25 protein-coding genes are annotated in these 25,693 nt (G+C 53.1%); 20 read left to right on the top strand and 5 right to left on the bottom strand.

The window, feature by feature from the left end; genetic code table 11:
- Positions 1–46: 46 nt before the first annotated feature.
- A complete protein-coding gene (locus J5W02_RS08595; RefSeq protein WP_219965246.1) occupies positions 47–502 on the bottom strand; it encodes a hypothetical protein in 456 nt (151 codons plus the stop codon).
- A 263-nt stretch (positions 503–765) separates the two neighbouring features.
- Between J5W02_RS08595 and J5W02_RS08590 the strand changes: the two genes are divergently transcribed.
- The 15 genes from J5W02_RS08590 (at position 766) to J5W02_RS08520 (ending at position 15,348) form a co-directional block, all read left to right on the top strand.
- A complete protein-coding gene (locus J5W02_RS08590; protein ID WP_255575633.1) occupies positions 766–1,302 on the top strand; it encodes a stage V sporulation T C-terminal domain-containing protein in 537 nt (178 codons plus the stop codon).
- 124 nt (positions 1,303–1,426) lie between these two features.
- Positions 1,427–1,927: a ribosome maturation factor RimP gene (locus tag J5W02_RS08585; RefSeq protein WP_219965245.1), complete on the top strand. Its 501-nt coding sequence runs from the start codon at positions 1,427–1,429 to the stop codon at positions 1,925–1,927.
- Positions 1,924–2,982 carry a transcription termination factor NusA gene (gene nusA, locus J5W02_RS08580; protein ID WP_219965244.1) on the top strand — a complete coding sequence of 353 codons (1,059 nt, stop codon included), beginning with the start codon at positions 1,924–1,926 and terminating at the stop codon, positions 2,980–2,982. Before J5W02_RS08585 ends, nusA begins: the two co-directional genes overlap by 4 nt.
- Before the next feature lie 28 nt (positions 2,983–3,010).
- Positions 3,011–3,280 (top strand): RNase P modulator RnpM, encoded by a 270-nt coding sequence (rnpM, locus tag J5W02_RS08575; RefSeq protein WP_255575632.1) that lies wholly within the window; start codon positions 3,011–3,013, stop codon positions 3,278–3,280.
- Complete coding sequence (locus J5W02_RS08570) at positions 3,273–3,593, top strand: L7Ae/L30e/S12e/Gadd45 family ribosomal protein (protein ID WP_219965242.1); 321 nt, start codon at positions 3,273–3,275, stop codon at positions 3,591–3,593. Before rnpM ends, J5W02_RS08570 begins: the two co-directional genes overlap by 8 nt.
- An 18-nt stretch (positions 3,594–3,611) precedes the next feature.
- Positions 3,612–6,122, top strand: a complete 2,511-nt coding sequence (gene infB / locus J5W02_RS08565; RefSeq protein WP_219965241.1) for a translation initiation factor IF-2 — start codon at positions 3,612–3,614, stop codon at positions 6,120–6,122.
- A gap of 32 nt (positions 6,123–6,154) precedes the next feature.
- A complete protein-coding gene (rbfA, locus tag J5W02_RS08560; RefSeq protein WP_219965240.1) occupies positions 6,155–6,505 on the top strand; it encodes a 30S ribosome-binding factor RbfA in 351 nt (116 codons plus the stop codon).
- Complete coding sequence (locus tag J5W02_RS08555; protein WP_219965239.1) at positions 6,502–7,446, top strand: DHH family phosphoesterase; 945 nt, start codon at positions 6,502–6,504, stop codon at positions 7,444–7,446. Before rbfA ends, J5W02_RS08555 begins: the two co-directional genes overlap by 4 nt.
- A 27-nt stretch (positions 7,447–7,473) precedes the next feature.
- Entirely contained in the window at positions 7,474–8,394 is a 921-nt protein-coding gene (truB, locus tag J5W02_RS08550; protein WP_219965238.1) for a tRNA pseudouridine(55) synthase TruB, read from the top strand.
- Positions 8,395–8,436: 42 nt separating this feature from the next.
- Positions 8,437–9,378 carry a riboflavin biosynthesis protein RibF gene (ribF, locus tag J5W02_RS08545; RefSeq protein ID WP_219965237.1) on the top strand — a complete coding sequence of 314 codons (942 nt, stop codon included), beginning with the start codon at positions 8,437–8,439 and terminating at the stop codon, positions 9,376–9,378.
- Positions 9,379–9,518: 140 nt separating this feature from the next.
- The gene (gene rpsO, locus J5W02_RS08540) at positions 9,519–9,782 is read left to right on the top strand and encodes a 30S ribosomal protein S15 (RefSeq protein WP_219965236.1); all 264 of its coding nucleotides are present in this window, start codon (positions 9,519–9,521) and stop codon (positions 9,780–9,782) included.
- A gap of 182 nt (positions 9,783–9,964) precedes the next feature.
- Positions 9,965–12,214 carry a polyribonucleotide nucleotidyltransferase gene (locus J5W02_RS08535; protein ID WP_219965235.1) on the top strand — a complete coding sequence of 750 codons (2,250 nt, stop codon included), beginning with the start codon at positions 9,965–9,967 and terminating at the stop codon, positions 12,212–12,214.
- Positions 12,215–12,359: 145 nt separating this feature from the next.
- Positions 12,360–13,160, top strand: a complete 801-nt coding sequence (gene proB, locus J5W02_RS08530) for a glutamate 5-kinase (RefSeq protein WP_219965234.1) — start codon at positions 12,360–12,362, stop codon at positions 13,158–13,160.
- A 19-nt stretch (positions 13,161–13,179) separates the two neighbouring features.
- Positions 13,180–14,424: a glutamate-5-semialdehyde dehydrogenase gene (locus tag J5W02_RS08525; protein WP_219965233.1), complete on the top strand. Its 1,245-nt coding sequence runs from the start codon at positions 13,180–13,182 to the stop codon at positions 14,422–14,424.
- An 18-nt stretch (positions 14,425–14,442) separates the two neighbouring features.
- Positions 14,443–15,348 (top strand): hypothetical protein, encoded by a 906-nt coding sequence (locus J5W02_RS08520; protein ID WP_219965232.1) that lies wholly within the window; start codon positions 14,443–14,445, stop codon positions 15,346–15,348.
- 3 nt (positions 15,349–15,351) lie between these two features.
- On the opposite strand, the gene J5W02_RS08515 is transcribed toward J5W02_RS08520, so the two are convergent.
- The 3 genes from J5W02_RS08515 to J5W02_RS08505 are packed head-to-tail and all read right to left on the bottom strand — an operon-like array spanning position 15,352 to position 16,273.
- Entirely contained in the window at positions 15,352–15,729 is a 378-nt protein-coding gene (locus J5W02_RS08515; protein WP_219965231.1) for a hypothetical protein, read from the bottom strand.
- 10 nt (positions 15,730–15,739) lie between these two features.
- Entirely contained in the window at positions 15,740–16,102 is a 363-nt protein-coding gene (locus tag J5W02_RS08510; protein ID WP_219965230.1) for a hypothetical protein, read from the bottom strand.
- Entirely contained in the window at positions 16,103–16,273 is a 171-nt protein-coding gene (locus J5W02_RS08505; RefSeq protein ID WP_219965229.1) for a hypothetical protein, read from the bottom strand.
- 84 nt (positions 16,274–16,357) lie between these two features.
- On the opposite strand from J5W02_RS08505, the gene J5W02_RS08500 reads away from it, so the two are divergent.
- From J5W02_RS08500 to J5W02_RS08480, 5 genes are all read left to right on the top strand, one after another.
- Positions 16,358–16,822, top strand: a complete 465-nt coding sequence (locus J5W02_RS08500; RefSeq protein ID WP_219965228.1) for a metallophosphoesterase family protein — start codon at positions 16,358–16,360, stop codon at positions 16,820–16,822.
- A 122-nt stretch (positions 16,823–16,944) separates the two neighbouring features.
- Positions 16,945–18,642 (top strand): phospho-sugar mutase, encoded by a 1,698-nt coding sequence (locus J5W02_RS08495; RefSeq protein ID WP_219965227.1) that lies wholly within the window; start codon positions 16,945–16,947, stop codon positions 18,640–18,642.
- A 413-nt stretch (positions 18,643–19,055) separates the two neighbouring features.
- Positions 19,056–19,649 carry a TetR/AcrR family transcriptional regulator gene (locus J5W02_RS08490; RefSeq protein WP_219965226.1) on the top strand — a complete coding sequence of 198 codons (594 nt, stop codon included), beginning with the start codon at positions 19,056–19,058 and terminating at the stop codon, positions 19,647–19,649.
- Positions 19,650–19,674: 25 nt separating this feature from the next.
- Positions 19,675–21,753: an efflux RND transporter permease subunit gene (locus tag J5W02_RS08485; protein ID WP_219965225.1), complete on the top strand. Its 2,079-nt coding sequence runs from the start codon at positions 19,675–19,677 to the stop codon at positions 21,751–21,753.
- 31 nt (positions 21,754–21,784) lie between these two features.
- Positions 21,785–24,451, top strand: a complete 2,667-nt coding sequence (locus J5W02_RS08480; protein WP_219965224.1) for a hypothetical protein — start codon at positions 21,785–21,787, stop codon at positions 24,449–24,451.
- Positions 24,452–24,516: 65 nt separating this feature from the next.
- Here J5W02_RS08480 and J5W02_RS08475 read toward each other — a convergent pair whose 3' ends face one another.
- Positions 24,517–25,689, bottom strand: a complete 1,173-nt coding sequence (locus J5W02_RS08475) for an NAD(P)-dependent malic enzyme (RefSeq protein ID WP_219965223.1) — start codon at positions 25,687–25,689, stop codon at positions 24,517–24,519.
- Positions 25,690–25,693: the final 4 nt, after the last annotated feature.

Raw genomic sequence — 25,693 nt, 5'->3', positions numbered from 1 at the left:
AGGGCACGGAAGAATTTCTTCCGCGCCCTTCAGCTGTGTCTGTGGGTTAATATTTAATCGCATTGAAAAAATCATCGATCTGACTTTTGTAAGCGCTTGTCGCCTTGCCGTACACAATGGTTTTGTTCATCCGCACCAGAATGTGGTTCAGTTCGCCGTTGACAAGGGTGTATTTGTTGTAGGAGGAAGAGTCGATGTTCTTTGCGGTGCCGTCCGTTCCGGTAGTAATGCCTGACTTGAGGGTGGCGTACATCTCCGAAGCATCACTTTCCGAAGGAAAGGAAAGGAACGCCAGCTCCGTACCGGTCTCATTCTTGATCGCGCTCAGGTATTTTTCCACATTTGCGTTGCTGGTGGAGGAATCCGTTACCGTAAACCCGGCCGCCTCCGCCTGCTTTTTAAATTCATCCGCCGAAACCGGTGTGCGCGCCGAGCAGCCCGCAAGCGCAAAGACAGCGGTGGCGGCAAGAACCACGGCGCATAATTTTATAATTTTTTTCAATGTAAAACCTCCATTTATTCGGGAAAACTTAATATGATTTATTATAGTACGCCTTCTTTCCGTTTACAAGTACAGGCTGTCGATAAAATCGCGCAAGTTTTTCGGCACTCTCAAGTATTCCCGTATTTCCCAAAAGATAAGAACAAAAAACTCGGGTTTCCCTTACAAAAAATTTTACCAGAATCATCCTTGTCAAATACTGCATAGCCCGAAAATTCCTGCGGATAATAAGCACAGACAACACCGCACAGGAGGTAATAAAATTGAAAGCCACAGGAATAGTCAGAAGAATTGATGATTTAGGCCGCGTTGTCATCCCGAAGGAGATACGCCGCACGCTTCGCATACGCGAGGGGGACGCGCTTGAAATTTTTACCGATACCCAGGGAGGGGTTATCTTTAAGAAGTATTCGCCCGTTGGCGAACTTTCCACTTTTGCCGGGCAGTATGCCGATGTGCTGAGCAAGGCAATCAACTTGCCCGCGGTCATTTGTGACCGGGACCATGTTGTTGCTGCAGCCGGCGTTTCGCGCAAAGAATTTCTGGAGCGCCGCGTGACCCCGGAGCTTGAGGAATGCATGCAGAACCGCACAAACTTTGTCAGCAAGGGAAAGTCCGGGTTCCGCCCAGTAGAGGGCGTGGACAAAACGGCGGAGGTCGTTTATCCCATTATTGCTTCCAGTGATGTGACGGGAGCGGTGATTTTGCTTTCTAACGACGGCGAAGAGGTTCCCTCTGAAAGCGAAACCAAGCTTGCGCAGGTCGCGGCATCTTTTTTGGGAAAACAGATGGAGGAATAGCCGTATTATTCACTTTTCCCCCTTGCATTCGCACTTTTGTTGTGATATTATAAATAAGTAATATTATGAAGGATGAAAGAGTGGGGTGACCCGCTCTTTTGTTTGTATAATGAGGTGAACAGGGTTGGCTTATAAGAAAAAGAACGGAAATACCGTTGAAACGGTTTGGAAACTTGCCGCGCCGATCGCGGCCGGTTTGGGGCTTTCCATTTGGGATGTACGCTTCCTGAAAGAGGGAGCCGACTGGTTTCTGCGTATTTTTATCGACAAGGAAGGCGGAGTGGGCATTGAGGACTGCGAGGCGATGAGCCGCGCAATTAACGGGCCGCTTGACGACCTTGACCCCATTGACCAGTCGTACTGTCTGGAGGTTTCCTCCCCGGGAATCGACCGGGAGCTGGTGCGCGAAGAGCACTTTCTGGCTTTTGTGGGCGCCGTGGTGCGCGTAAAGCTGATCCGTCCGCAGGAGGACGGCCGGCGCGAGCTGCTTGCCGTATTAAAAGATTACAAAGAGAATACGATGGTCCTTCAGACAGAGGAAGGCGTAACGATTTCACTTGCCGCGAAAGATGCCTCGTCGGTGCGGTTGGTGGATGATGATATTGTTGGAGGTATTGAGGAATGAACAGCGAAGTTTTCGAGGCCCTTGCACTGTTGGAAAAAGAAAGGGGCATTCCTGTTGATTTTATGCTCGACAGGATTAAAAAGGCGATTGTCACGGCCTGCAAAAACAGCTACGGCAACGAGGACTGTGTGATAAACATGGACCCGGCAAAAGGAACGTTTGAAGTTTATCTGCGCAAAACCGTCGTTGAGGACATAAGCGACCAGGGAAAAGAAATCCTGTTGGAGGACGCCCGCAAAATCGACCCGAAAACAGCTATTGGCGAAATTGTCGGCGTTCAGCTGAACACCAAGGAGTTCGGCCGTATTGCGGCGCAGACCGCCCGCAACATCATCCGTCAGGGGATCCGCGACGGGGAGCGCGGCCAGATGATGCAGGAGTTCCAGAGCAAGCATCAGGAGCTGGTCAGCGCCCTGGTAGAGCGGGTTGACCCGCGCACCGGCGCGGCAACGCTGATCATCGGCAAGGCCGAGGCCGTTCTGCCGAAGAGCGAGCAGGTCGGCGATGAAAAATTAGTGGAAGGCGACCACATCAAGGTGTATGTGGTTGACGTAAAAGAGACCGAAAAGGGGCCGCGCGCCATGATTAGCCGCGTCCACCCCGACCTGGTCAAAAGACTGTTTGAAACCGAAGTGCCTGAAATTTACGACGGCACGGTGGAAATAAAAGCGGTTTCCCGTGAAGCGGGTTCCCGCACAAAGATTGCCGTTCTAAGCCACAATCCGGACGTAGACGCCGTCGGCGCCTGCATCGGCTCCCGCGGCGCGCGCGTTTCCAACATTGTGAACGAGCTGGGCGGCGAAAAGATCGATATTGTGGAGTACAGCGAGGACCCGGCGCAGTTTATCGCCTCCGCGCTGTCCCCGGCGGATGTCGTTTCCGTTACCCCGGCGCAGGACGGCTCCCACGCCTGCCGCGTGACCGTGCCGGACGGCCAGCTCTCGCTTGCGATCGGCAACAAGGGGCAGAACGCCCGCCTTGCCGCCAAGCTGACCGGCTGGAAAATAGACATTAAGCCGGAGAGCGGCTTCTTCGGAGAAGAAGAGGCAAAGTAAATTCTTTTTTGGATAGGCGGTGTGTGTGATGCATGAAAAAAAAGTACCGATGCGGATGTGCTCGGGGTGCGGAGAAATGAAACCGAAGAAAGAGCTTGTACGGGTGGTGAAATCACCCGAACAGGAAATATCTCTTGATTTGACAGGACGCAAGCCGGGGCGCGGCGCATATGTATGCAGGAACATCAACTGCCTGAAAGCGGCGCGAAAAGCGAGAAGATTTGAAAAAGCCTTCTCCTGTAAAATCCCCGATGAGGTATTTGACCGTATGGAGGAGGAAATCAGCCGGAATGAATGAAAAAATCTTACATCTTCTCGGCATTGCCCGCCGGGCCGGAAGGCTTTCACTGGGCAATGACGCGGCGATAGAATCGCTGAGGAAGGGAAGCACCAGACTGGTGCTGCTTGCGGCGGATCTTTCACCACGAACAGCCGGAGGGGTTCGGCAGGCAGCCGAAGAAGAAGGAACCGCGGTTGCAAGCTGCGGGGCAACAATGGACGAAATCAGCATGGCTCTAGGGAAGCGAACCGGAGTTGTAGCGGTGAATGACGCAGGGTTCGCTAAGAAGCTGCTTGAGCTTTCCCGGGCACAGGCAGCGGGAACTGAGTAATGAGGAGGAATTTGATATATGATGATGAAGTACAGGGTCCATGAGGTGGCAAAGGATTTAAACATTCCGAACAAGGATGTTATTGACACTTTGGAAAAGTATACTGGCGAAACCAAAAAACATATGACGGCTCTTGATGAAAACGAGCTTGACCTCGTTTTTGAAACATTTACCCAGAAGAACAGCAGCGAAAACCTTGATGTGTATTTCGCGCAGGCAAACCGCAATGAAACCGTGGTGGAACCGGAAAAACCGGATGTCATCATCCAGCCGGAACAACCCGCCGCCCGTCCGGCGGTGCAGCAGGTGAGCGCCCCGCGCCCGGCTCAGGCCGCGCAGCAGCCGCAGAGAGCACCCGCGCAGCCGTCACATGCCGCTCCGGGGGTACCGGCCGCGGACCAGAAACCGGTTCGCAAGGCTGTAAAGCCGGGCAAGATTACCCCGGTCGGCCCTAAGCCGACCCCGCCGAAGGCTCCGGCCGCGCCCAGACCGCAGCAGCAGCCTGTTCAGAGAAGACCCCTGCCGGTCAACACCGACCCCAATGCAGCGATTAAGCGCACGGAAGGCAGAATTGTCGACACCAGAACTTCTCATGTGGAGCTTGATAAATACAACGAAAAATATGATCGCCTCGCTTCCGAAAAAATCAACACGGCCAACACCGTGCAGAAGCAGAAGCTGACTCAGCGCAGCACCCAGTATCGCGGCAAACCGAGGAATTCCCGCAAGGAGACGGAATCGGAGCGTCTGCGCCGTATTGCGCTCGAGCGCAAGGCAAAGCCGATCACCATCCAGATTCCGGAGGAAATTACGGTTGGGGAACTGGCACTCCGTCTGAAGGCAACCGCCGCCGAAGTCATTAAAAAGCTGATGGTTCTGGGCGTGTTTGCCGCAGTAAACGACACCATCGACTTTGACACCGCCACGCTGGTTGCCATGGAATTCCACGCGAAGGTGGAAAAGGAAGTCGTCGTCACCATCGAGGAGCAGATTATCGACGACAGTGAGGATAAGGACGATAATCTTGTACCGCGCGCGCCCGTTGTGGTCGTAATGGGTCACGTTGACCACGGAAAGACCTCCCTGCTGGACGCCATCCGCCACGCGAACGTCACCGCTTCCGAAGCCGGCGGCATTACCCAGCATATCGGCGCCTATCAGGTAAGACTGGAAGACCGGGAGGTCACATTCCTCGACACCCCGGGTCACGCCGCGTTTACCACTATGCGTGCCAGAGGCGCGCAGGTAACGGATATTGCCATCCTGGTAGTTGCCGCGGACGACGGCATCATGCCGCAGACCATAGAAGCGATTCACCACGCAAAGGCCGCAAACGTTTCCATCATTGTTGCAATCAACAAAATGGATAAACCCGGCGCCAATCCGCAGCATGTCATGGAACAGTTGACGGAGTACGAACTGGTTCCGGAGGAGTGGGGCGGCGACACGCCGTGTATCCCTGTTTCGGCCGTAACCAAGGCCGGTATTAAAGACCTGCTGGAAATGATTATTCTGACAGCGGACATAAAGGAACTGAAAGCCAATCCGGACCGTGCCGCCAAGGGTACCGTAATTGAAGCAAGGCTCGACAAGGGCCGCGGCCCGATTGCAACCATGCTGGTTCAGAACGGTACGCTCCGCACCGGCGACATCATCGTTGCCGGCACCACCGTCGGCCGCGTGCGCGCAATGACGAACGCGGACGGACAGAAGATTGAACAGGCCGGCCCCAGTGTTCCGGTCGAGATCACCGGACTGGACGACGTGCCGACCGGCGGCGATATTTTCAACGCCGTATCCGACGAACGTCTTGCCAGGGAACTGGTGGAGCAGCGCCGCACCGAAATGAAGGAAGAGCGCTTTAATTCCCGCACCAAGGTCACCCTTGACAATCTGTTCGACCAGATGAAGCAGGGCGACATGAAGGAACTGCAGATCATTGTAAAGGCCGATGTGCAGGGCTCCGTGGAAGCGGTGCGCCAGTCGCTGGAGAAGCTGAGCGATGAGGAAGTCCGCGTAAACGTGATTCACGGCGGCGTAGGCGCCATCAGCGAATCCGACGTCATGCTTGCTTCCGCTTCCAACGCAATTATCGTCGGCTTTAACGTTCGCCCCGACCCGGTTGCGGAGGAAAACGCCAAGCGCGACGGCGTGGATATGCGCCTGTACCGCATCATCTACGACTGCATCGGCGAAATCGAGTCCGCCATGAAGGGCATGCTCGCGCCGAAGTTCCGCGAAGTGGCTCTGGGCAAGGCCGAGTGCCGCGAGGTTTATAAAATTACCAATGTGGGCACCATTGTGGGTTCCCACGTTACCACGGGAAAAATTACCCGCGCCGCGCAAATCCGCGTAGTGCGTGACGGAATTGTCATTACAGAGGATAAGATTGCTTCTCTGCGCCGCTTCAAGGACGACGTGAAAGAGGTTGCCGAGGGTTACGACTGCGGCATCGGTCTGGAGCGCTTCAGCGACATTAAGGAAGGCGATATTCTGGAAGCCTTTGTGATGGAGGAATACAGGGAATAATCCTGAGAGTGTATAATTTACGGAGGTAGAAAATGGCCAGCCACAGAATGGGACGGACCACCGAGGATATTAAAAGGGAACTGACGGCGATCTTCCGCGAGCTGAAAGACCCGCGGGTACAGGGATTAATCAGTATTGTCCGGGTGGACGTCACAAGCGATTTATCTTACTGCACGGTTTTTGTCAGCGCAATGGAGGGGATGGAGCGGGCAAAGCAGGCGGTTACCGGGCTGAAGTCGGCGTCCGGCTTTATCCGTCATGAGCTTGGCGCGCGGCTTCAGCTCAGGCATGTGCCGGAGCTTACCTTCAATGCCACCGACTCCATCGAATACAGTGCAAATATTTCACGGATGCTCAACGATTTAAGGGGTGATAAGAAATGATGACCCGTAACGAGGCGGCCGACTTTCTGCGGGGAGCGGATCACATCCTGATTTTAAGTCACCAGTACCCCGACGGCGACACGCTGGGGTCCGCCACCGCGCTTTGCCGGGGCTTGCAGAAAATGGGGAAACACGCCATGATCCGCTGCTCCGACTCAATCGTGCCGAAATATCAGTACCTTTTCAGCGGGGTCAAAGAAGAAGAGTTTACCCCGGAATCAATTGTTGCGGTGGACATTGCCGACCTGCAGCTGATCGGGGAACCGAACCGGAGCCTTTACGGGGATAAAATCGATCTGTGCATCGACCATCACCCCTCCAACTCCGATTACGCGAAACGCACCTGTCTGGACGCAAAATCGGCCGCGACCTGTGAAATCATCTTTGATTTGCTCAATCTGCTGGGTGTCGAAATCGATTCCGTCATTGCGGATTCGCTCTATACGGGCATTACCACGGACACCGGCTGCTTCAAATACATCAACGTAACCCCCGCCACCTACCGCATTGCCGCGGATTTGGTGGAAAAGGGCGCAGACGGGCACCGGATCAACCGCGTGATGTTCGACACGAAAAGCCGCGCCCGGATTGGGATGGAGCGCTGCGTGATGGACACTATCCGCTATTTTTACGACAACCGTGTCGCGGTCATTAAAATTACCAATGAAATGATAAAAAGCACCGGCGCCACCGAAGGCGATATAGAGGGACTGGCCTCCATTCCCCGCGCAATCGAGGGCGTGATGATCGGAGTCACCATCCGTGAAAAATCAGACGGCGGTTACAAAATTTCTCTGCGGGCGCAGCCGCCCCAGAACGCTTCTGAAATCTGCGCCGTTTTCGGCGGCGGAGGACACGCCGGCGCCGCCGGATGCACCTTCAACACCAGTATGGAGGAAGCGGAGTCGCAGATGCTCGCGGAAATCGGCAAACATCTGTAAGGCTCACAGAACGACGGGAGGGAAGCCATGAACGGGGTCATTGTGATAGACAAGCCACAGGACTTCACCTCATTTGACGTGGTGGCGGTGATGCGCCGCCTCTGCGGACAGAAGAAAATCGGCCACACCGGCACCCTTGACCCAATGGCCACCGGGGTGCTGCCCCTGCTTTTGGGAAAGGCGACGCGGGCCGCCGCGCTGCTGGACGATACGGATAAGGAGTACCGCGCCGGGTTTCAGCTGGGGTACTGTACGGACACACAGGACACCACCGGCAAAAAGCTTCAGGAATGCGGTGAAAAAGTACCAAAGTCCCAAATAGAAGCTGTGCTGCCCTATTTCCGCGGAAATATTTGGCAGATTCCGCCGATGTACTCCGCGGTGCAGAAGAATGGACAGCGGCTTTACACCCTTGCGCGGCAGGGGATAGAAGTGGAGCGCGACAAGCGCCCGGTCACGATTTACGAACTTGTTTTAAACGAATTTGATGAAAACACGCAGAGCGGGGTTCTGACCGTACGCTGTTCTGCGGGTACCTATATACGGACTCTTTGCGCGGATATTGGGGAAAAGCTGGGGACGTTCGGCGTGATGTCCTCACTGAGGAGGACGCGAGCCGCCGGATTTTCACTGGAGGACGCGGTCTCGCTGGACGAAGCGAAGCTTCTTTCCGAACAGGGAACGCTGGAGCAAAAGGTCAGGCCGACCGAGAGCCTGTTTTACACCCGGCCCGCGCTGCAGGTGACGGCTGCGCAGGCGCGGCGGTTCCAAAACGGCGGAGCACTCAGCCTGGAGCGTCTTTCGGCTTTGCCGCGGGACAGGGCGGACGGTTCCACGCTGCGGGTGCTTTCCCCGGACGGGGTTTTTCTGGGACTCGGCGCCGTGGACGGAGAAAAGGCGGAGCTTTCGGTGCTGCGGCTTTTCTGTGAAACCGGAACCGACTTCTGAATGGAACCGGAGTTTGCAAGTCTTGATACTGGAGAAAATAGCATGATGAAAGTTTACTACGATTTGACGCCCTCCTTTGGCGACTCTGCCGTTGCGCTGGGCAGCTTTGACGGTTTGCATATCGGCCACAAAAAGGTGATCTCCACAGCGGTGGAAGCGAAGAAAAAGGGCCTTGTTCCAACGGTGCTCACCTTTGCGCACAACCCGCTCACCGATCTGGGCGGAAGCGCGGGCGGCGAAATTATCACGCAGGAGCAGAAAATCAGCCTGCTTGAGGAATTTGGCGTAGAACAGCTGTATATCCTGAATTTTGCGGCGGTCAAGGATTTGTCCGCGCAGGAGTTTGTGGACGAAATTCTTCAGACGGTCTGCCACGCAAAAAAAGTCTGCTGCGGCTTCAATTTTACTTTTGGCTGCGGCGGAAAAGGGGACAGCAAAATGCTTACTCGTCTGTGCGGGGAGCGCGGGATGGAAACCGCGGTGACCCACGCCGTTCTGCTGGACGGCGAACCGGTCAGCTCCACCCGTATCCGCGGGATGATCGCAAACGGCGACGTGGACGAGGCGGCGCGGCTGCTGGGAAGACCCTACGGCTACCTTCTGCCGGTGCTGCACGGCCGTCGGCTCGGGCGCGAGTTGGGCACCCCCACGCTGAACCAGGCGGTGCCAAAGGACTTTGTCCTTCCGCGTTTCGGCGTCTATATTTCCAAAGTTTCTTTCGGCGGAGCGTGGTACTGCGGCGTAACCAATGTGGGAATCAAGCCCACGGTGGGTTCGCCTGTGGTTCTGGCGGAAACCTGGCTGACCGATTACCACGGGCCGGATATCTACGGGGAAACCGTGCGCGTGGATCTGGTTCAGTTCCTTCGCCCGGAACAGAAATTTTCCGGATTGGACGAGCTGAAAACGGAAATCCTGAAAAACGGGGAGCAGGCAAGAGCGTATTTCCGTAAAAACGGGGGATTTTCTTCTGACGCAACATAAAATGATTTACAAACCAAAATCGGCATGATATAATAAAACAGCATTATGCCCCTTTCCCGGATTAAGGAATAAGCCCCTTTGGGGAATTCACCAGCCTTTTTCTGCGACTGAGGGTTAAAATATGAAAGGGTGGAAACACTATGTTAAAAGCTGAGAAAACAGAAATCATTAAAGAGTATGCCATGCATGAGGGCGACACGGGCTCCGCAGAGGTTCAGATTGCGGTTCTCACTAAGAGAATCACCGACCTGACCGAGCATCTGAGAACCCATCAGAAAGATCATCACTCCCGCCGCGGCCTTTTAAAAATGGTTGGCTCAAGAAAGAACCTGCTCAAATATTTGCAGAACACCGACATTGAGCGCTATCGTACCATTATTGCAAAGCTTGGTATCCGCAAATAATTACAGTCTGTTTGGGCAGGTGGTGCAAACCGCCTGCCTTTAGGCTTTTTGTGAACAACCGCAAATTTTTTATGGGAAGGATGCGGGACTTAGCAGTGAAACGAACAGCCGGAGTCCGGATGCTGGTTTTATTGCTAAACCTGTTTCCTCCCGTATCAATAAAATGAAAATGGAGGAATACTATGTTTGAAAATTTTAAAGTTTATGAGACAGACTTTGCAGGACGTCCGCTCGTAATCGAGACCGGAAAAATGGGGCAGCTTGCAAACGGTGAATGTCTGGTCCGTTACGGCGAAACCGTAGTGCATGTTGCGGCTACCGCAGCCGCCAAACCCCGCGAGGGCGTGGACTTTTTCCCGCTTTCCGTGGATTTTGAGGAGAAGCTCTACTCCGTGGGCAGAATTCCGGGTTCCTATATTAAGCGTGAGGGCCGCCCGAGCGACAAGGCGATTCTGACCTCCCGTGTGATTGACCGCCCGATTCGTCCGCTGTTCCCGAAGGATATGCGCAACGATGTTTCCATCGTCTGCACGGTCATGTCGGTAGACCACGACTGCGCGCCGGAAATTGCCGCTATGGTGGGTACCTCCATTGCGCTGAGCGTTTCCGACATTCCGTGGAAAGGCCCGATCTCCGGGGTTTCCGTCGGCTATGTGGACGGGCAGTATGTGATTAACCCGACCTCCGAGCAGCGCAAGGCCTCAAAAATGGCTGTCACCGTCGCTTCCACCGATTCCCGTATCGCCATGATTGAGGCGGGCGCGGACATTGTCAGCGATGAAGTGATGTACAACGGCATTATGGCCGGTCATGAAGCCAACCAGAAAATCATTACGTTTATCAAGGGCATTCAGGCCGAAATCGGCAAAGAGAAATTCTCTTATCCGAGTAACGAGCCGAATGAGGAAATGCTCAGTGCCATTAAAGAGTTTGCCATGGACGAAGTCAAGGTTGCGCTGGACACCGACGACAAGAGCGTGCGTGACGCAAGACTGAAGCCGATTTACGAAAAGGTACATGAGAAATTCGATGCGGTCTACCCCGACCAGGCGGCCAAGATCGACGAATGCATGTATAAAACGCAGAAATATATTGTCCGCCGCTGGCTGCTCGATGAGCAGAAGCGCGTGGACGGCAGAGGAATGAATGACATGCGCCCGCTCGCAGCGGAGGTTGACCTTCTGCCGCGCGTACACGGTTCCGGTATGTTTACCAGAGGCCAGACTCAGGTTTTGACCGTCGCAACCCTCGGCCCCGTGAGCGACTGCCAGATGCTGGACGGCATTGACGAAGAAGAAAGCAAACGCTATATTCACCAGTATAATTTCCCGTCCTACTCCGTAGGCGAAACAAAGCCGAGCCGCGGCCCGGGCCGCCGTGAAATCGGTCACGGCGCGCTTGCGGAAAGGGCGCTTGTCCCGGTTATCCCGTCTGTTGAGGAATTCCCGTATGCCTACCGCCTTGTTTCCGAGGTTCTGTCCTCCAACGGTTCCACCTCCCAGGCTTCCATCTGCGGCTCTACGCTCGCGCTGATGGCTGCCGGTGTGCCGATCAAGGCGCCCGTCGCCGGTATTTCCTGCGGACTTATCACCGAGGGTGACCGCTGGATGACCATGGTTGACATTCAGGGTCTTGAGGACTTCTTCGGCGATATGGACTTTAAGGTTGCCGGTACCCATGAGGGCATCACCGCGATTCAGATGGACCTGAAGATCGACGGCCTTACCCCTGAAATGGTTAAGGAAGCGTTGGAGAAAACGCACCACGCAAGAGATTATATTCTTGACGAAATCATGCTCAAGGCGATTCCGGAGCCGCGCAAGGAACTTTCCAAGTACGCTCCGAAGATGCTGTCCACGTTGATTCCGGTGGAGAAGATCCGCGAAGTAATCGGCTCCGGCGGCAAAGTAATCCAGAAGATTTGTGCGGAGTGCGGTGTTAAGGTAGATGTGGAAGAGGACGGACATGTCTTTGTCTCCGGCATCGACGCGGAAAACTGCCAGCGCGCAATGACGATTATCGACACAATCGTGAACGACCCTGAGCCGGGCGCGATTTACAACGGCAAGGTAACCCGCATCATGGACTTCGGCGCGTTTGTAGAAATTGCGCCGGGCAAAGAGGGCCTTGTGCATATTTCCCGTCTGGACGTCAAGCGCACCGAGAAGGTGACGGATGTTGTCAATGTCGGCGACGAGGTCATGGTCAAGGTGCTTGAAATAGACGACAAGGGCAGGCTGAACCTTTCCCGCCGCGATGCTTTGATTGAGGTTGAAGGGCTGACTCCGGAAAATGAAATTTCCGATTCGCCCCGCCGTCCAATGCCCCGCCGCGATGACCGCCGCCACGACGACCGTCCCAGGGAGGACCGTCCCCGCGCAAGCAACGGCTTTATTGCAAACACCAACAAGCCACGCGATTTGAAGGACTGAACCAGATTTTGATGAAGCAAAACTCCCGGAATGAAAGTTCCGGGAGTTTTTTTACAGAATTCCTCTTTCGTTTACAATATATTTCTTCAAAACCTTGGCGGATTATGATATAATTTAGGGTATAAAAATTTTAGGAGAATCGAACATGTCGGCTGTAACACAGGCAAAAAGAATTGTTGTAAAGGTGGGGACTTCCACCCTTACTTATGAAAACGGAAAACTGAATCTGCGCCGAATGGAGACGCTGTGCAAAGTTCTGAGCGACCTTCAGAATTCCGGCAGGGAAATCATCCTTGTCACTTCCGGCGCCATCGGCGTCGGCGTGGGGAAGCTCGGTCTACCGGAGCGCCCGCAGGAAACGGAAAAGAAGCAGGCTGTCGCCGCGGTCGGCCAGTGCGAGCTGATGTTTATGTACGACAAGCTTTTCGGCGAGTACAACCGCACGGTGGCTCAGGTGCTCCTGACCGGCGACGTGGTCGCGAACGAGCACAACAAGAAGAATACGCAGAATACCTTCAGCGAACTGATAAAAATGGACATTATACCGGTGGTCAATGAAAACGACTCCGTTGCCATCGACGAGCTGGTCGGGAACAATTTCGGCGACAACGACACGCTGTCCGCAACGGTCGCCGTTTTGACGAACGCGGATTTGCTGATTATTCTGACGGATATTGACGGGCTGTACGACGCGAATCCCCGCGTTGACCCCGCCGCAAAGCGGATTCCCTATGTGGCGCAGGTGACCGATGAAATCCGCGCGCTGGCGGGTGGCACCGGCTCCAACCGGGGAACGGGCGGGATGAGCACCAAGGTGAGCGCGGCCGCCATTGCGAACGAAGCGGGTATTCCCTGCTGTGTCATGAGCGGCGCCGATCCGAAGACGCTGTACCAGCTTTTCGACGGCGTACAAATAGGGACACTTTTCGGCACAGGAAAGCAGTAAGATAAGAAGGGGTGATACCATGACCGTTTTAGAGCAAATGGGAAAAAACGCGAAGGAAGCCGCCCGCGGGCTTGCCCCGGCGGGCGCGCTGAAAAATAAAGCGCTTTACGCAATGGCACAGGCGCTGGAAGACGGAGAGGCCGAAATCCTTGCCGCCAATGCGCAGGATTTAAAAGCCGCCGGGGAAAACGGCATGAGTGAATCCCTGCTGGATCGGCTGACGTTGAATTCCACCAGAATCAAAGCAATGGCGGACGGAATCCGGAGCGTGGCGGCGCAGACCGACCCGATCGGCACAATTGTGGGCGGCGGGGTACGGCCGAACGGACTGAAAATTGAGCAGGTGCGCGTGCCGCTCGGCGTCATCGGCATTATTTACGAGGCAAGGCCAAACGTAACAGCGGACGCGGCGGCGCTCTGTCTGAAAGCGGGCAACGCGGTGATTCTGCGCGGCGGCAAAGAGGCCATCCGTTCCAATACGCGCATTACCGAAATTCTGCGCGCGGCGGTGGAGCAAACGGGGCTGCCGAAAGACAGCATCCAGCTGGTGGAGGACACCAGCCGCGCCTCTTCCGTGGAAATGATGCAGCTGACCGGATTGATCGATGTACTGATTCCGCGCGGCGGCCGGGGACTGATTCAGTCCGTGGTACAGAATTCCCGCGTGCCGGTGATTGAGACCGGCTCCGGCAACTGCCACGTCTATGTGGATGATACCGCCGATATTGAGATGGCGGCCAATATTATTTTTAACGCGAAAACCTCGCGCCCGTCCGTCTGCAACGCGATTGAAACCGTGCTTGTCCACCGGGACATTGCCGAAAAGGCGCTGCCCGCCATCAAGGCGCGGCTGGACGAAAAAAAGGTGGAGATCCGCGGCTGTGAACGGACAAGGGAAATCCTCGGTGCCGACGTGATTCCCGCCGTGGAGGAGGACTGGGCGACCGAATATCTGGACTATATCCTCGCGGTCAAAGTGGTTGACGGCATCGACGACGCGATCGACCATATCGCGCGGTACTCCAGCGGCCACAGCGAGGCAATTATTACGAAAAGCTATGAAAACGCGCAGAAATTTACCGCGCAGGTGGATTCCGCGGCGGTTTATGTGAATGCTTCCACCCGCTTTACCGACGGCGGCGAATTCGGGTTGGGCGCGGAAATCGGGATCTCCACGCAGAAGCTGCACGCGCGCGGGCCGATGGGTGTCAACGAACTGACCTCTACGAAGTTTATTATCAGCGGCAGCGGCCAAATAAGATAGAAAACGGAGTATTTTCAGATGAGTAAAAAACAGAGAAAGAAGATTGAGGGGTTTTCAGCGGATTATCGCGGGGCATACGGCGAAAAACCGACGGAAAATTTGGAACCTGCCGAACCGCAGGACTTAGAGCAGGACATAGAAATCGACGATTTTCTGCCCGAGGAAACCCGCGACGAAGGCGAGGAGCTTCTGACCAAATGGAGCGATGGACTGGAGCCGGAAGAACCGGAAACGCCGAAAATGCCCGAAAAATATGTGGGGACAGTACGTCGCAGACGGCACCGTTACGGCGTGGCGGTCGGTGCGCTGGTGCTGATTTTGGCGCTGGTGGGCGTTGGGTTCATTGCGGCTTCCATTGGAAAGAGCATTTATTTTGCGGCGACCGACGACAGCAAACTGCGTTCCTATGATTCTTTCCTGACCACCGTGGTGATGCAGGACCCAAAGCCGTTTGCGTCCCCGGACAAGGCCGACGAGGAGTTTGTCCTGAACGCTTCCCTGTGGAAAACCATTACGGAAAACAACGGAACCAATTACAACAGCTACGACGACGCGGGCCGCATTTTGGTGCCGCTCGGCGATGTGGTGGACTCTTGCCGCGACCTGTTCGGGCCGGACTGCCAGCTTCAGCCGAAAACGCCCGCTCAGGAAACGTTTTTTGAATATAACTCGGAGGAAAATCAGTTCCATGTGGCGCTGTATTCTTCGGACAGCAGCTTTATGCCCTATACGGAGAGCGCAAAAAAGCAAGGCGACAGCACCGTGCTGCATGTTGGCTATGTCTCGCCCAGCGATACATGGCGCACGCAGACGACCAGCGCCGTCGCCGCTCCTACCCCCACCAAATACATGGATTATGTTTTGAAAACCGATTCATCCACCGGTCAGGAATATATTTATGCGGTTCAGACCCCTGCGGACTAACGGTTAAATCACAAGATACATCAGCGCGAAGATGAGTCCCATGTCCGCTTTTTCTTCTGACAGCAGCAGAATCAGCACCAAAATCAGTGTGCGCTCGCTGTCGCTCATCAGGGAGTCGAAAATATCCTTGACGGGGGAAAGCGGGCCAAAGGACGGCTCATGCTCATGCCGCTGCCCGGCTGACGGCTCGGGCACAGAAGAACGCGGCGGGGCAGAAACCGGAGCTGCCGGCGCTGAGAAAGCGGGCGCTGGCGCCTGCGGCCGCGGCGGGTTACTGTTCGGCAGCGGAGCGCCCGCCTGGGCGCGTGCCTGCATCTCCCGCGCCCGGCGGATGGCATCCTGCTGCAGGCGTTGAAAATCATAAGTATAATTGTCGGCCATGGCTTACACCTCAGAAAATTCCGCTGCTTTTGAAAAGCGGAAGCATCCGCATCAGCTGCAAAAGTTTAACGGCCTCATCAAGCTTTTTCTGGCGCTCCGCACCCAGCATGGGCCGCAGCGCACGCAAAAGCCTGGTGCTGTCGTCTTCCTGCCGGAAAGAGGAAAGCAGCGGCGCAATTTTTGTCATCATCTGTAACGCATCGGTATCCAGCCCAAGCGGAGCCCCGCTGTTACCGGGCTCCGGCGGCGGGGGAGGCGCGTCGGCCGCCGGCTCAGACGCAGCGCCGCCCAGCAGGCCGGCAAGGCCTTTCAGCTTTTCCATTGCGCCGGGGCTGCCTAACAGTTCACTGAGCTTGGCGGCAACGTCGTCCATTTATTTTCCTCCCGTAAATTTCTTTAGAAGTTCCTGTGCCTGCGGCGTGCTGAGTATTTTTTCCGTAGCGGTTTTGTCGGCAAGTATATCCTGCAGCTTTTTGCGGTCCTCCGTATTGAGCTGGCCGAGCAGGCTTTCCAGCAGCTGTTTTTGCGCATCATTGTTTGGCATAAAATCACCCCGCTATCATTGTATGACGCGGGTCTTTCAGATATTCCGGCGCCGAGCCGGCATTCATTCGGAGGTTTTTTAATCATGCGGATACTAGTGGTCTCAGATACGCACAGGGACGCATACGCCCTGCGCGAGGCAATTTTAAAGCAGCCCACCGCCGAGGTGGTTATCCATTTAGGCGACGGGGCGGAGGAAGCTCAGGAAATCAAGGACAGCTTTCCAGAAAAAATGTTTTTACTGGTGCGCGGCAATTGTGACTGGGGCTCCACCCTGCCGGTGGAAGAAGACGTTACCCTTGGCGGCAAGCACATATTTTTTACTCACGGTTATACTTATAATGTTAAATACGGCTTGTATACTGCAACCGAAGCGGCGCGCGGTCGCAAGGCGGATATTCTTCTTTTCGGCCATACCCACTATGCAATGACGGACTACGAGGACGGGCTGTATATCATGAATCCCGGCAGCCTGAACGGAAGCCGGGGAACCTACGGAATCATCGACATTACGAATCAAGGCGTTGTAACCAACCTCCTGAAAATATAATTGACACTTTCCGGAACTAATGGTAATCTTAATTGGAATTATAAAGGCATGATCCGGCTTTGCCCGCATAGGGGAAGCCGGGGAATCAACAGGGAGTTTATATTTGGAAAGGAATGTTTTTCATGACGGAATATGAAAGATGGCTCAACACGGAACTGGACGACCCGGATTTAACGGATGAACTGAAAAGAATTCAGGGTCAGCCGGATGAGATCAACGATAGATTCTACCGCAATCTTGAATTTGGAACCGGCGGCCTGCGCGGAGTGATCGGCGCGGGGACTAACCGGATGAACGTCTATACCGTCCGCAAGGCGACACAGGGGCTTGCCAATTACCTCAACAAGCACGGAAAATCGCCGTCCGTTGCCATCGCGTACGACAGCCGCATCAAGTCCGACGTTTTTGCGCGCGAAAGCGCCGCGGTGCTCGCCGCAAACGGAATCCGCGCGCACATCTATCCGTGGCTTTCCCCAACGCCCACCCTTTCCTACGCGGTGCGGTTCCTGCACTGTGACGCGGGCATCTGCATCACCGCAAGCCACAATCCCGCCAAGTACAACGGATACAAGGCCTACGGCAGCGACGGCTGTCAGATTGCCCTTGAAATGGCGGATGAGGTTCTGAGTGAGATCAACAACCTTGATATTTTCCGTGATGTAAAACATACGGATTTTGAGGGTGCTGTCAAAGCGGGCACCATCCGCTATATTTCGGACGAAGTAATTGATTCCTTTCTGGCGGAAGTGATGAAACAGCGGGTCTTTACAGAAAAGTGCGACGGGCTCAAAGTGGTTTATACCCCGCTCAACGGGACGGGGCGCGTCTGTGTGACCCGGATTCTGGACATGATCGGCGTAAAGGACGTTACCGTAGTACCGGAACAGGAGTTCCCGGACGGTACCTTTGCCACCTGTCCGTTCCCCAACCCTGAAATCAAAGAGGCCCTTCAGAAAGGGATTGATCTTTGTGAAACCGTAAAACCGGATTTGCTGCTCGCTACCGACCCGGACTGCGACCGCTGCGGAATCGCCGTTAACCAGAACGGTAAATTTGTGCAGATGACCGGCAATGAGGTGGGTGTACTTCTGCTCGACTTTATCGCCCGCGGCCGGCTGCAGAGCGGTACGATGCCGAAAGCTCCCGTCGCGGTTACTACCATCGTCAGTACGGACATGGTCACGGCTGTCGCGGAAAACTACGGAATCCAGATGCGACGCGTACTGACCGGATTTAAATATATCGGCGATCAGATCGCCCTGCTGGAGGAAAAAGGCGAGGCAGACCGGTATCTCTTTGGCTTTGAGGAAAGCTACGGCTACCTTTCCGGCGGTTATGTGCGCGACAAAGACGCGGTGGACGCCGGTATGCTGATTTGCCAGATGGCATACGATTATAAGAAAATGGGCATGACCCTTGTGGACGCGATGGAAGCGCTTTACAAAAAATACGGCTATTATGAGAACGATCAGGTCAGCTTCAGCTTTGAGGGTGAGGACGGCATGATTCAGATGGACCGTATCATGGAAAATCTGCGTGCGTGCGCGCCGAAGAAAATTTGCGGATTCCAAGTGACCGGCTGGAGCGACTACAAAACCTCGCGCCGCTGCGATGACGGAACCATCAGCGAAATTGCGCTGCCGAAGTCCAACGTGCTGGAATACAGGCTGGAGAACGGGAGTAAGCTGACGGTACGGCCCAGCGGAACGGAGCCGAAAATCAAAATTTATATTTCAGCCAAGGCCGGGGATAAGGAACTGTCCGTCGCATTAACGGAGAAGTTGAAGCAAACTGCTCCGGGTATTTTAGGAATTCAATAAAATTATTTGAAAAAAGTATTGACAAATCCCTGGTTTGGGGATATACTATCTATAGTTATACAGCACAGAACAATCGGAGTTCGCGCGATATATTGGAATTAGCGCCATGCATCTTGCATACTGTTCTTGGAACAGTAAGGTCTGTATATTAAGAGGTTGAGGATTTTCCTTAGCCTCTTTTTTGATTTCTGAAGCCGTTCGGGGTTTACCCGGGCGGCTTTTTTTGTTTGAAAAAATGCCTGTCAAGCCAATGAAAGAATGGGAAATATTGTGCGAGTATACAAAAGTTAAGAAAAATATTGACCAATGGTCATTTTTGTACTATAGTAGATATGAAATTTGACCAATAGTCATTTTTATGGTTAAAGGGCCGATTCCCTTTCCCGGATCGGGCGGAAAAGGAGGAGAGAGGTTTGGGAAACGAAAAAATTCTGGAAAATAAAAGAGCGAAGCGTACAAAACTTTACGACGCCGCGTATGACCTGTTTACCTCCAACGGGGTGCACAACACGGTCATTGACGACATTGTAAAAAGCGCCGGAGTTGCCAAAGGGACGTTTTACCTTTACTGCAAAGACAAGTACGACCTTATGGACAAAATTATCTTAAAAAAGAGCGCGGCCGTTTTGGGCAGCGCAATGGAAGCAGTCGAAAAAGAACGGACGGAGCATTTGCTCGGCTTTCAACAGTGTGTCGCCTTTTTTGTGGATTATCTGCTGGACTACTTTAAAGATGATACGAAGCTGTTGGAGTTAATTTATAAGAATTTAACCTATGAGCTGTACGAAAAAATGATGAATTACGAGGAACTGGACAGTGCAAGAAATGCGTTTATCAGCAATTTTATTGATACGGGGGTGAATAATCAGACCGCGCGGTACCGGCTGTATATCATTGTGTCCATGGTGGGCGCCGTCTGCTATAATTCTCTTGTTCTGAAGGTTCCCTATCAGATAGATGCCGTAAAGCCGGAATTATACAGAGCAATCAAACAAATTATAACCTGATCCGATAGGAAGAGGAGATGAGGATTTGCTTTCTAAAATTGCAAAGCTTCTGACAAGAAACTACAAACTGATTGTAATTATTGCGACACTTTTGCTGATCCCCAGCGCGATCGGCGCGCTGAAAACGGGAGTGAACTACGATATTCTGTCCTACCTGCCGCAGGATTTGGACTCTACTCAGGGTGAAAAAGTCCTGGAGAATACGTTTCACGACGCCGCGACCTCTATGCTGGTCATAGACAACATGCCCTCAAAGGATGTCAGCACCCTCAAAGAAAAAATCAAGCAGGTGGAGGGAGTAAACGACGCAGTCTGGGTGGATGATATTGCGGACATCAGCGTACCGCAGGAAATGCTGCCTCAGGTGCTGAAAAGCGCGTTTTACAGCGACAAATCCACTCTTATGCTGGTCACTTACGACGGGTCGTCTTCTTCCACGGAAACGCTGACCGCTTTGGGCAATGTAAAAACATTGCTGAATAAGCAATGCTTTCTAAGCGGATTCTCCGCGATTATCAAAGATACCAAAGACCTTTCCGATCAGGAAATGCCGATTTATGTAGCGCTGGCCATGCTGCTTTCCCTCGCCGCGATGATGCTCTGCCTTGAGTCATGGGTGCTGCCGATTGTGTTTATATTGGGAATATTTTTCGCGGTCGTATACAATTTCGGGACCAATATTTTTCTGGGCCAGATTTCCTATGTGACAAAAGCGATTGCGGCTATTCTTCAGTTGGGCGTAACGATGGATTATTCTATTTTTCTTATCAACCGGTACGATGAGGAAAAACCGAAGTTTGAAGATCGGCGCGACGCAATGGCGCAGGCCATCCAAAATACGTTCCTGTCCCTTTCGGGAAGTTCCCTGACGACAGTAGCCGGATTTTTTGCGTTGTGCTTTATGAGGCTCGCGCTTGGAAAAGACATTGGAATCGTTATGATGAAGGGTGTTATTATTGGCGTAATCACCACGGTTACGGTTCTTCCCGCGCTGATTCTGCAGTTTGATAAACCGATTCATAAATATACGCACCGTAACCTGATTCCCAGTTTTGCACTGGGGACTAATTTTCTGATCCGGCACCGCCGGGTAATTGTGACGGCCGCACTCCTTCTGATTATTCCGGCGACATGGTCCCAGGCGCATACGCAGGTTTATTACAACCTTGACCGGTCGCTGCCGAAGACCCTGGATTCCATTGTGGCTACCGACAAACTGAAAACCCAGTTTAACATGCTGTCCACTCATTTCTTAATTGTGGACGATAAAATGCCGTCGTACCAAATGGAAAATATGGTAGACGAAATTAAAAAGCAAGACGGAGTCAAAGACGTGCTTGCCTACGATGATATTATAGGGCCGGCCGTTCCGGACGATTTTATCCCGCAGAGCATTAAAGACATCTGCAAAAAGGACGGACGTCAGCTTGTCATGATTAATTCAACTTATCAGGCGGCGGAAGATCGGGAAAACCAGCAGATTGCCGGAATTTCCGCTATTGCCAAAAAATATGACCCCACCTCTCAGATGACCGGGGAGGGAGCGCTGACAAAAGATCTGATAGAAATTGCCAACGTCGATTTCAAAGTGACAAATTACATTTCCATACTATGTATTTTGCTGATTGTCGGCGTTGTGTTCAAATCGTTCAGTATTCCGTTCCTGCTCACCGCGATTATTGAACTCGCTATTTTTATCAACCTGGGCATTCCGTATTTTACTGGCACGGTGATCCCGTTTATTTCACCGACGGTGATCGGTTGTGTGCAGCTTGGCGCGACGGTGGACTATTCCATCCTGATGACGACCAGATTTCAGGAGGAGCTAAAGGCCGGCCATGACCGGCTGGAAGCGATTAAGATTGCTTCCAACACTTCCTTTAAATCGATTATCACGAGCGCGCTTGTCTTTTTTTGTGCAACATCCGGCGTCGCGATGATTTCCAAAATCGAAATTATCGGCAGTATCTGCAGCATGCTGGCGCGCGGCGCCATCATTAGCGGGCTGATTATCATTCTGATTCTTCCGGCTGTACTCTATATGACGGAGCCGTTCATCTCCAAAACAAGCTTTAGTTGGAAAAACAATCAAAAAGCTGCTTAGGCCAAAGAAAATTATTTTCATCGGGGGGATTATGATGAATAAAAATGTGATTAGAAAAACGGGTAAAATTACCTGCGTTGCGCTGGCGTGCATTCTCGCGCTGTCCGCTCCGAGCACCGTTTTCGCGAGCGCCGCTTCCACCGAAAAGGATGAAACGGTTTATGTCAACATGGATACGGACGGTAAAGTCAAGGAAACGATTGTTTCGGACTGGCTGCACTCGGACAGCACCACAACTCAGATTCCGGACAAATCCGATTTAAAAAACATTGAAAATGTAAAGTCAAACGAAAACCCAATTCAAAACGGGGACAGTTTGACCTGGGTGCTCAACCGTTCGGGCTCCTCCGGAGCAAATATTTATTATAAGGGCACAACGGATAAAAAACCGCCGCTGAATGTGGGGGTAACCTATTTTCTGGACGGCAGCCCGATCAACGGGAAAGAGCTGGCCGGAAAAAGCGGAAAAGTTAAGATTCACATTAAAGTTGAGAATACGGAAAAACACGAGGTAACAGTAAACGGCAAGACGGTGGTAATGTATACGCCCATGACCGCGATTGTGACGACCGCCCTGCCCACGAAGACGTTCCAAAACGTGCAGCTCAGCGACGGCAAGCTGTTTTCGGACGGAAACACGCAGATGGTGGTCTTTCTGACCATGCCGGGAATGAATCAGAGCCTGAATCTGTCCACAAGCAGCATTAAGGAGTTGAACGACCTGTCCATTCCGGAGGAATTTGACATCACAGCGGATGTAAAGGATTTTGAGCTTTCCTCCATTGCGGTTGCCGCCACTCCGGAATTAGTCGGGGTCGATAAACTGAAAGACGCCGACAACCTTGACAAAATGAAAGAAAATCTGACCAAACTGAAAAGTATTCAGGATGACATTGAAAAAGCGGACCCGAATAAAGACGTGCGCAGCCTGTTTACCAATCCTGACAGAACCGCGGCGGCGCGTCTTCTGGTCGACGACGTGTTCAACTTTTATGACACCGACCAGGCGCTTGCAGATATCCTGCCGCAGTATGTGACGACGAAAAATGTTGCGCTGTACGATAAAGTAACGTCTGATCTGGACAAAGCGGATATTAAATATGTGCTGGACGACAAAGTGCTGCGCGGAATCAACGACCGGATGACGGACGAAAACATACAAAAAGGAAAGAAACTGCTGCAGGACTACGACGAAATTCAGACCTTCCAGATGAGCAAACTGGACGATATGATTGATGTGCTGGACGATTATGACGATGTCTATGACCGGCTGGACGACACGCTGCACGACGCGAAAAGGGCGGTCAACCGTTTGAGCAGCAGTGGGGATGCGCTGAAAACAATGAAGAAGATTTCTTCCAGCAGCAGCATCCAAAGCAGCCTTCGCGAATTGCAGGGAAATGTAAACACGCTGAACAATACGTTGTCTGCATACGGGCTTACCGACATGTCTTTCCTAACGGAGGATACGGTTGCAAAAGCATTGGAACCGATTATTGAGGAGCAGGTGGGGGAAAAGGTGGATTCCCAGTTCACCGCGCAGATGAATGAACTGGCCAAGGTACCCGGCCTGGTCAGCGCAGACGGAAATGTCAATATTTCTATTTTATTGAAAGCGCTGCAGAGCTCCAAGGATTTTGCGCAACTGAAAGACAATACCGATGTGCAGCATCTGGTTGCAGGTTTGGCGGCGGAAATAGCGGTGAATCCAGACGCGACGGTTCCCTTTACAACCCTGCAAAGCCAGATGGAATCCATTGCCGATGGTTTGACGACTACCACCTCCAAGGATTTGGCGGCAAAGCTTGCCCAACAGATCTGCAGCGTGGCGGAGAGCGCGTCCGACGTACAGGAAGGACTTACAAAAGCAAAAGTAACCGGGTCGGACATAGACGACGCCGCTTCTTCCCTAGTGAAAGCCATGCCTGTCATCAATGATCTGAGTGACGATCTGGAGGATTTAAGCGACGACGACGATCTGAGCGACAATATGGATAAGATGCAGGATCTGCTTCTTGACAAAGACAACGTGAAGTATCTGACGGACTGGGCGCACAAAATCAGAGATATGAAAAAAGACTTGGACGACAACAGCGAGAATGTCGGGGTTTTAAAGGATTTGCTGAAGGAATACGATGACCCGAAGATAAAAGCTTTTAAAGATCAGATTCCTACTCTCATGGATGATATGGACGAAAGCAGACCAATCCTTGAATCCTTAAAAGACAAACTGGCGCTCCCTGTTTATAACGCCAGCCTGCACAAATCCCCTCAGACGGTTTCAACGCTTCTGAAAATGAAAGACGATGTGATGAACAACCGTAAAATTATGGAGATCCTGCGTCTGACGACCAGCCAGCAAACCGCCGGTCTCTTCAAAACATCGTTTGACACATTGGATGATCTGAAAAATCAGAACGCAGTGGACGATTACCTGAAGGAAGTCAGTGACGCGGATGACCTGATCGCCAGAAAAGACGAATATGTCAAGCTGTCCGATCAGTACGGTATTTTCACACAGGCAGCGGACGGTGCTTCCACAAAACTGAAGTTTGTGATGAAAACGGATGAAATTAAAAAGCCCGAGGCAACCGCTAAAACCGTAGAAACCGCCACCGCGGAAAAGAAACAGGGGTTCTTCTCCTGGGTAAAAACAACATTCCAGAATGTTTATTATAAAATCAGCCATAAGCTCTGATCCCCAAATAGAAAGCTCCCCCTCCGGCAACGCCGGGGAGGGAGCTTGATTTATAGAGAATGGACTTAAATTCTTGCTACGCCGGTTTTGCGGGCAGCCTCTGCAACAGCCTTTGCAACAGCGGCGGCAACGTTGCGGTCAAGCGCGCTGGGGATGATATAGTCCGGAGCAAGCTTTTCGTCGGTAACAAAGCTGGCGATTGCATAAGCGGCGGCAATCTTCATCTCATCGTTGATGTCGCTTGCGCGGACATCCAGCGCTCCGCGGAAGATACCGGGGAAGGCCAGAACATTGTTGATCTGGTTCGGGAAGTCGCTGCGGCCGGTGCCGACAACTGCCGCGCCTGCTTCAAGCGCAAGGTCGGGCATGATTTCAGGGGTCGGGTTCGCCATTGGGAACAGGATCGGGTCCTTGTTCATGCTCTTGACCATTTCCGGGGTTACGCAGCCCGGAGCGGAAACGCCGATAAACACGTCCGCGCCCTTGAGCACGTCCGCAAGGCTGCCGCTGCGTTTGCTGTGGTTGGTAATGGCGGCCATTTCCTGCTTTTCGGTGTTGAGCCCCTCGCGGCCTTCATAAATTGCGCCGCTGCGGTCGCACATAATGACGTCCTTCAGGCCGAGTGCGATCAGAAGCTTAATAATGGCGATGCCGGCTGCGCCCGCGCCGCTGGTGACCACGCGAATTTCATCCAGCTTCTTGCCGGTGAGCTTCAGCGCGTTGAGCATAGCGGCAAGAGTAACCACCGCGGTGCCGTGCTGGTCGTCGTGGAAAATCGGAATATCGCAGCATTCCTTTAATTTTCTTTCGATTTCAAAGCAGCGGGGAGCGGAGATGTCCTCCAGATTTACGCCGCCAAAGCTGCCAGCGATCAGGCGGACGGTATTTACAATATCGTCTACCTCTTTGGAACGAACGCAGAGCGGAATCGCGTCCACGTCGCCAAAAGCCTTAAACAGTGCGCATTTGCCTTCCATAACAGGCATACCGGCTTCCGGACCGATGTCCCCGAGTCCGAGCACCGCGGTTCCGTCGGTGATAACCGCAACCAGATTGGAGCGGCGGGTTAATTCGTAGCTTTTGTTAACATCTTTTTGAATTTCAAGGCAGGGCTGGGCAACGCCGGGAGTGTAGGCAAGCGACAGATCGTCGCGCGTGTTCAGCGGGGCGCGGCAGATAACCTCAATCTTGCCTTTCCATTCGTGGTGTAGTCTGAGCGATTCCTTTGCGTAATCCATTTAT

It is taken from the genome of Caproiciproducens faecalis (assembly GCF_019448085.1).
GTDB lineage: Bacteria > Bacillota > Clostridia > Oscillospirales > Acutalibacteraceae > Caproiciproducens > Caproiciproducens faecalis.
The sequence above is the reverse complement of the archived record's forward strand: the minus strand, read 5'-3'. Positions and strand labels throughout refer to the sequence as shown.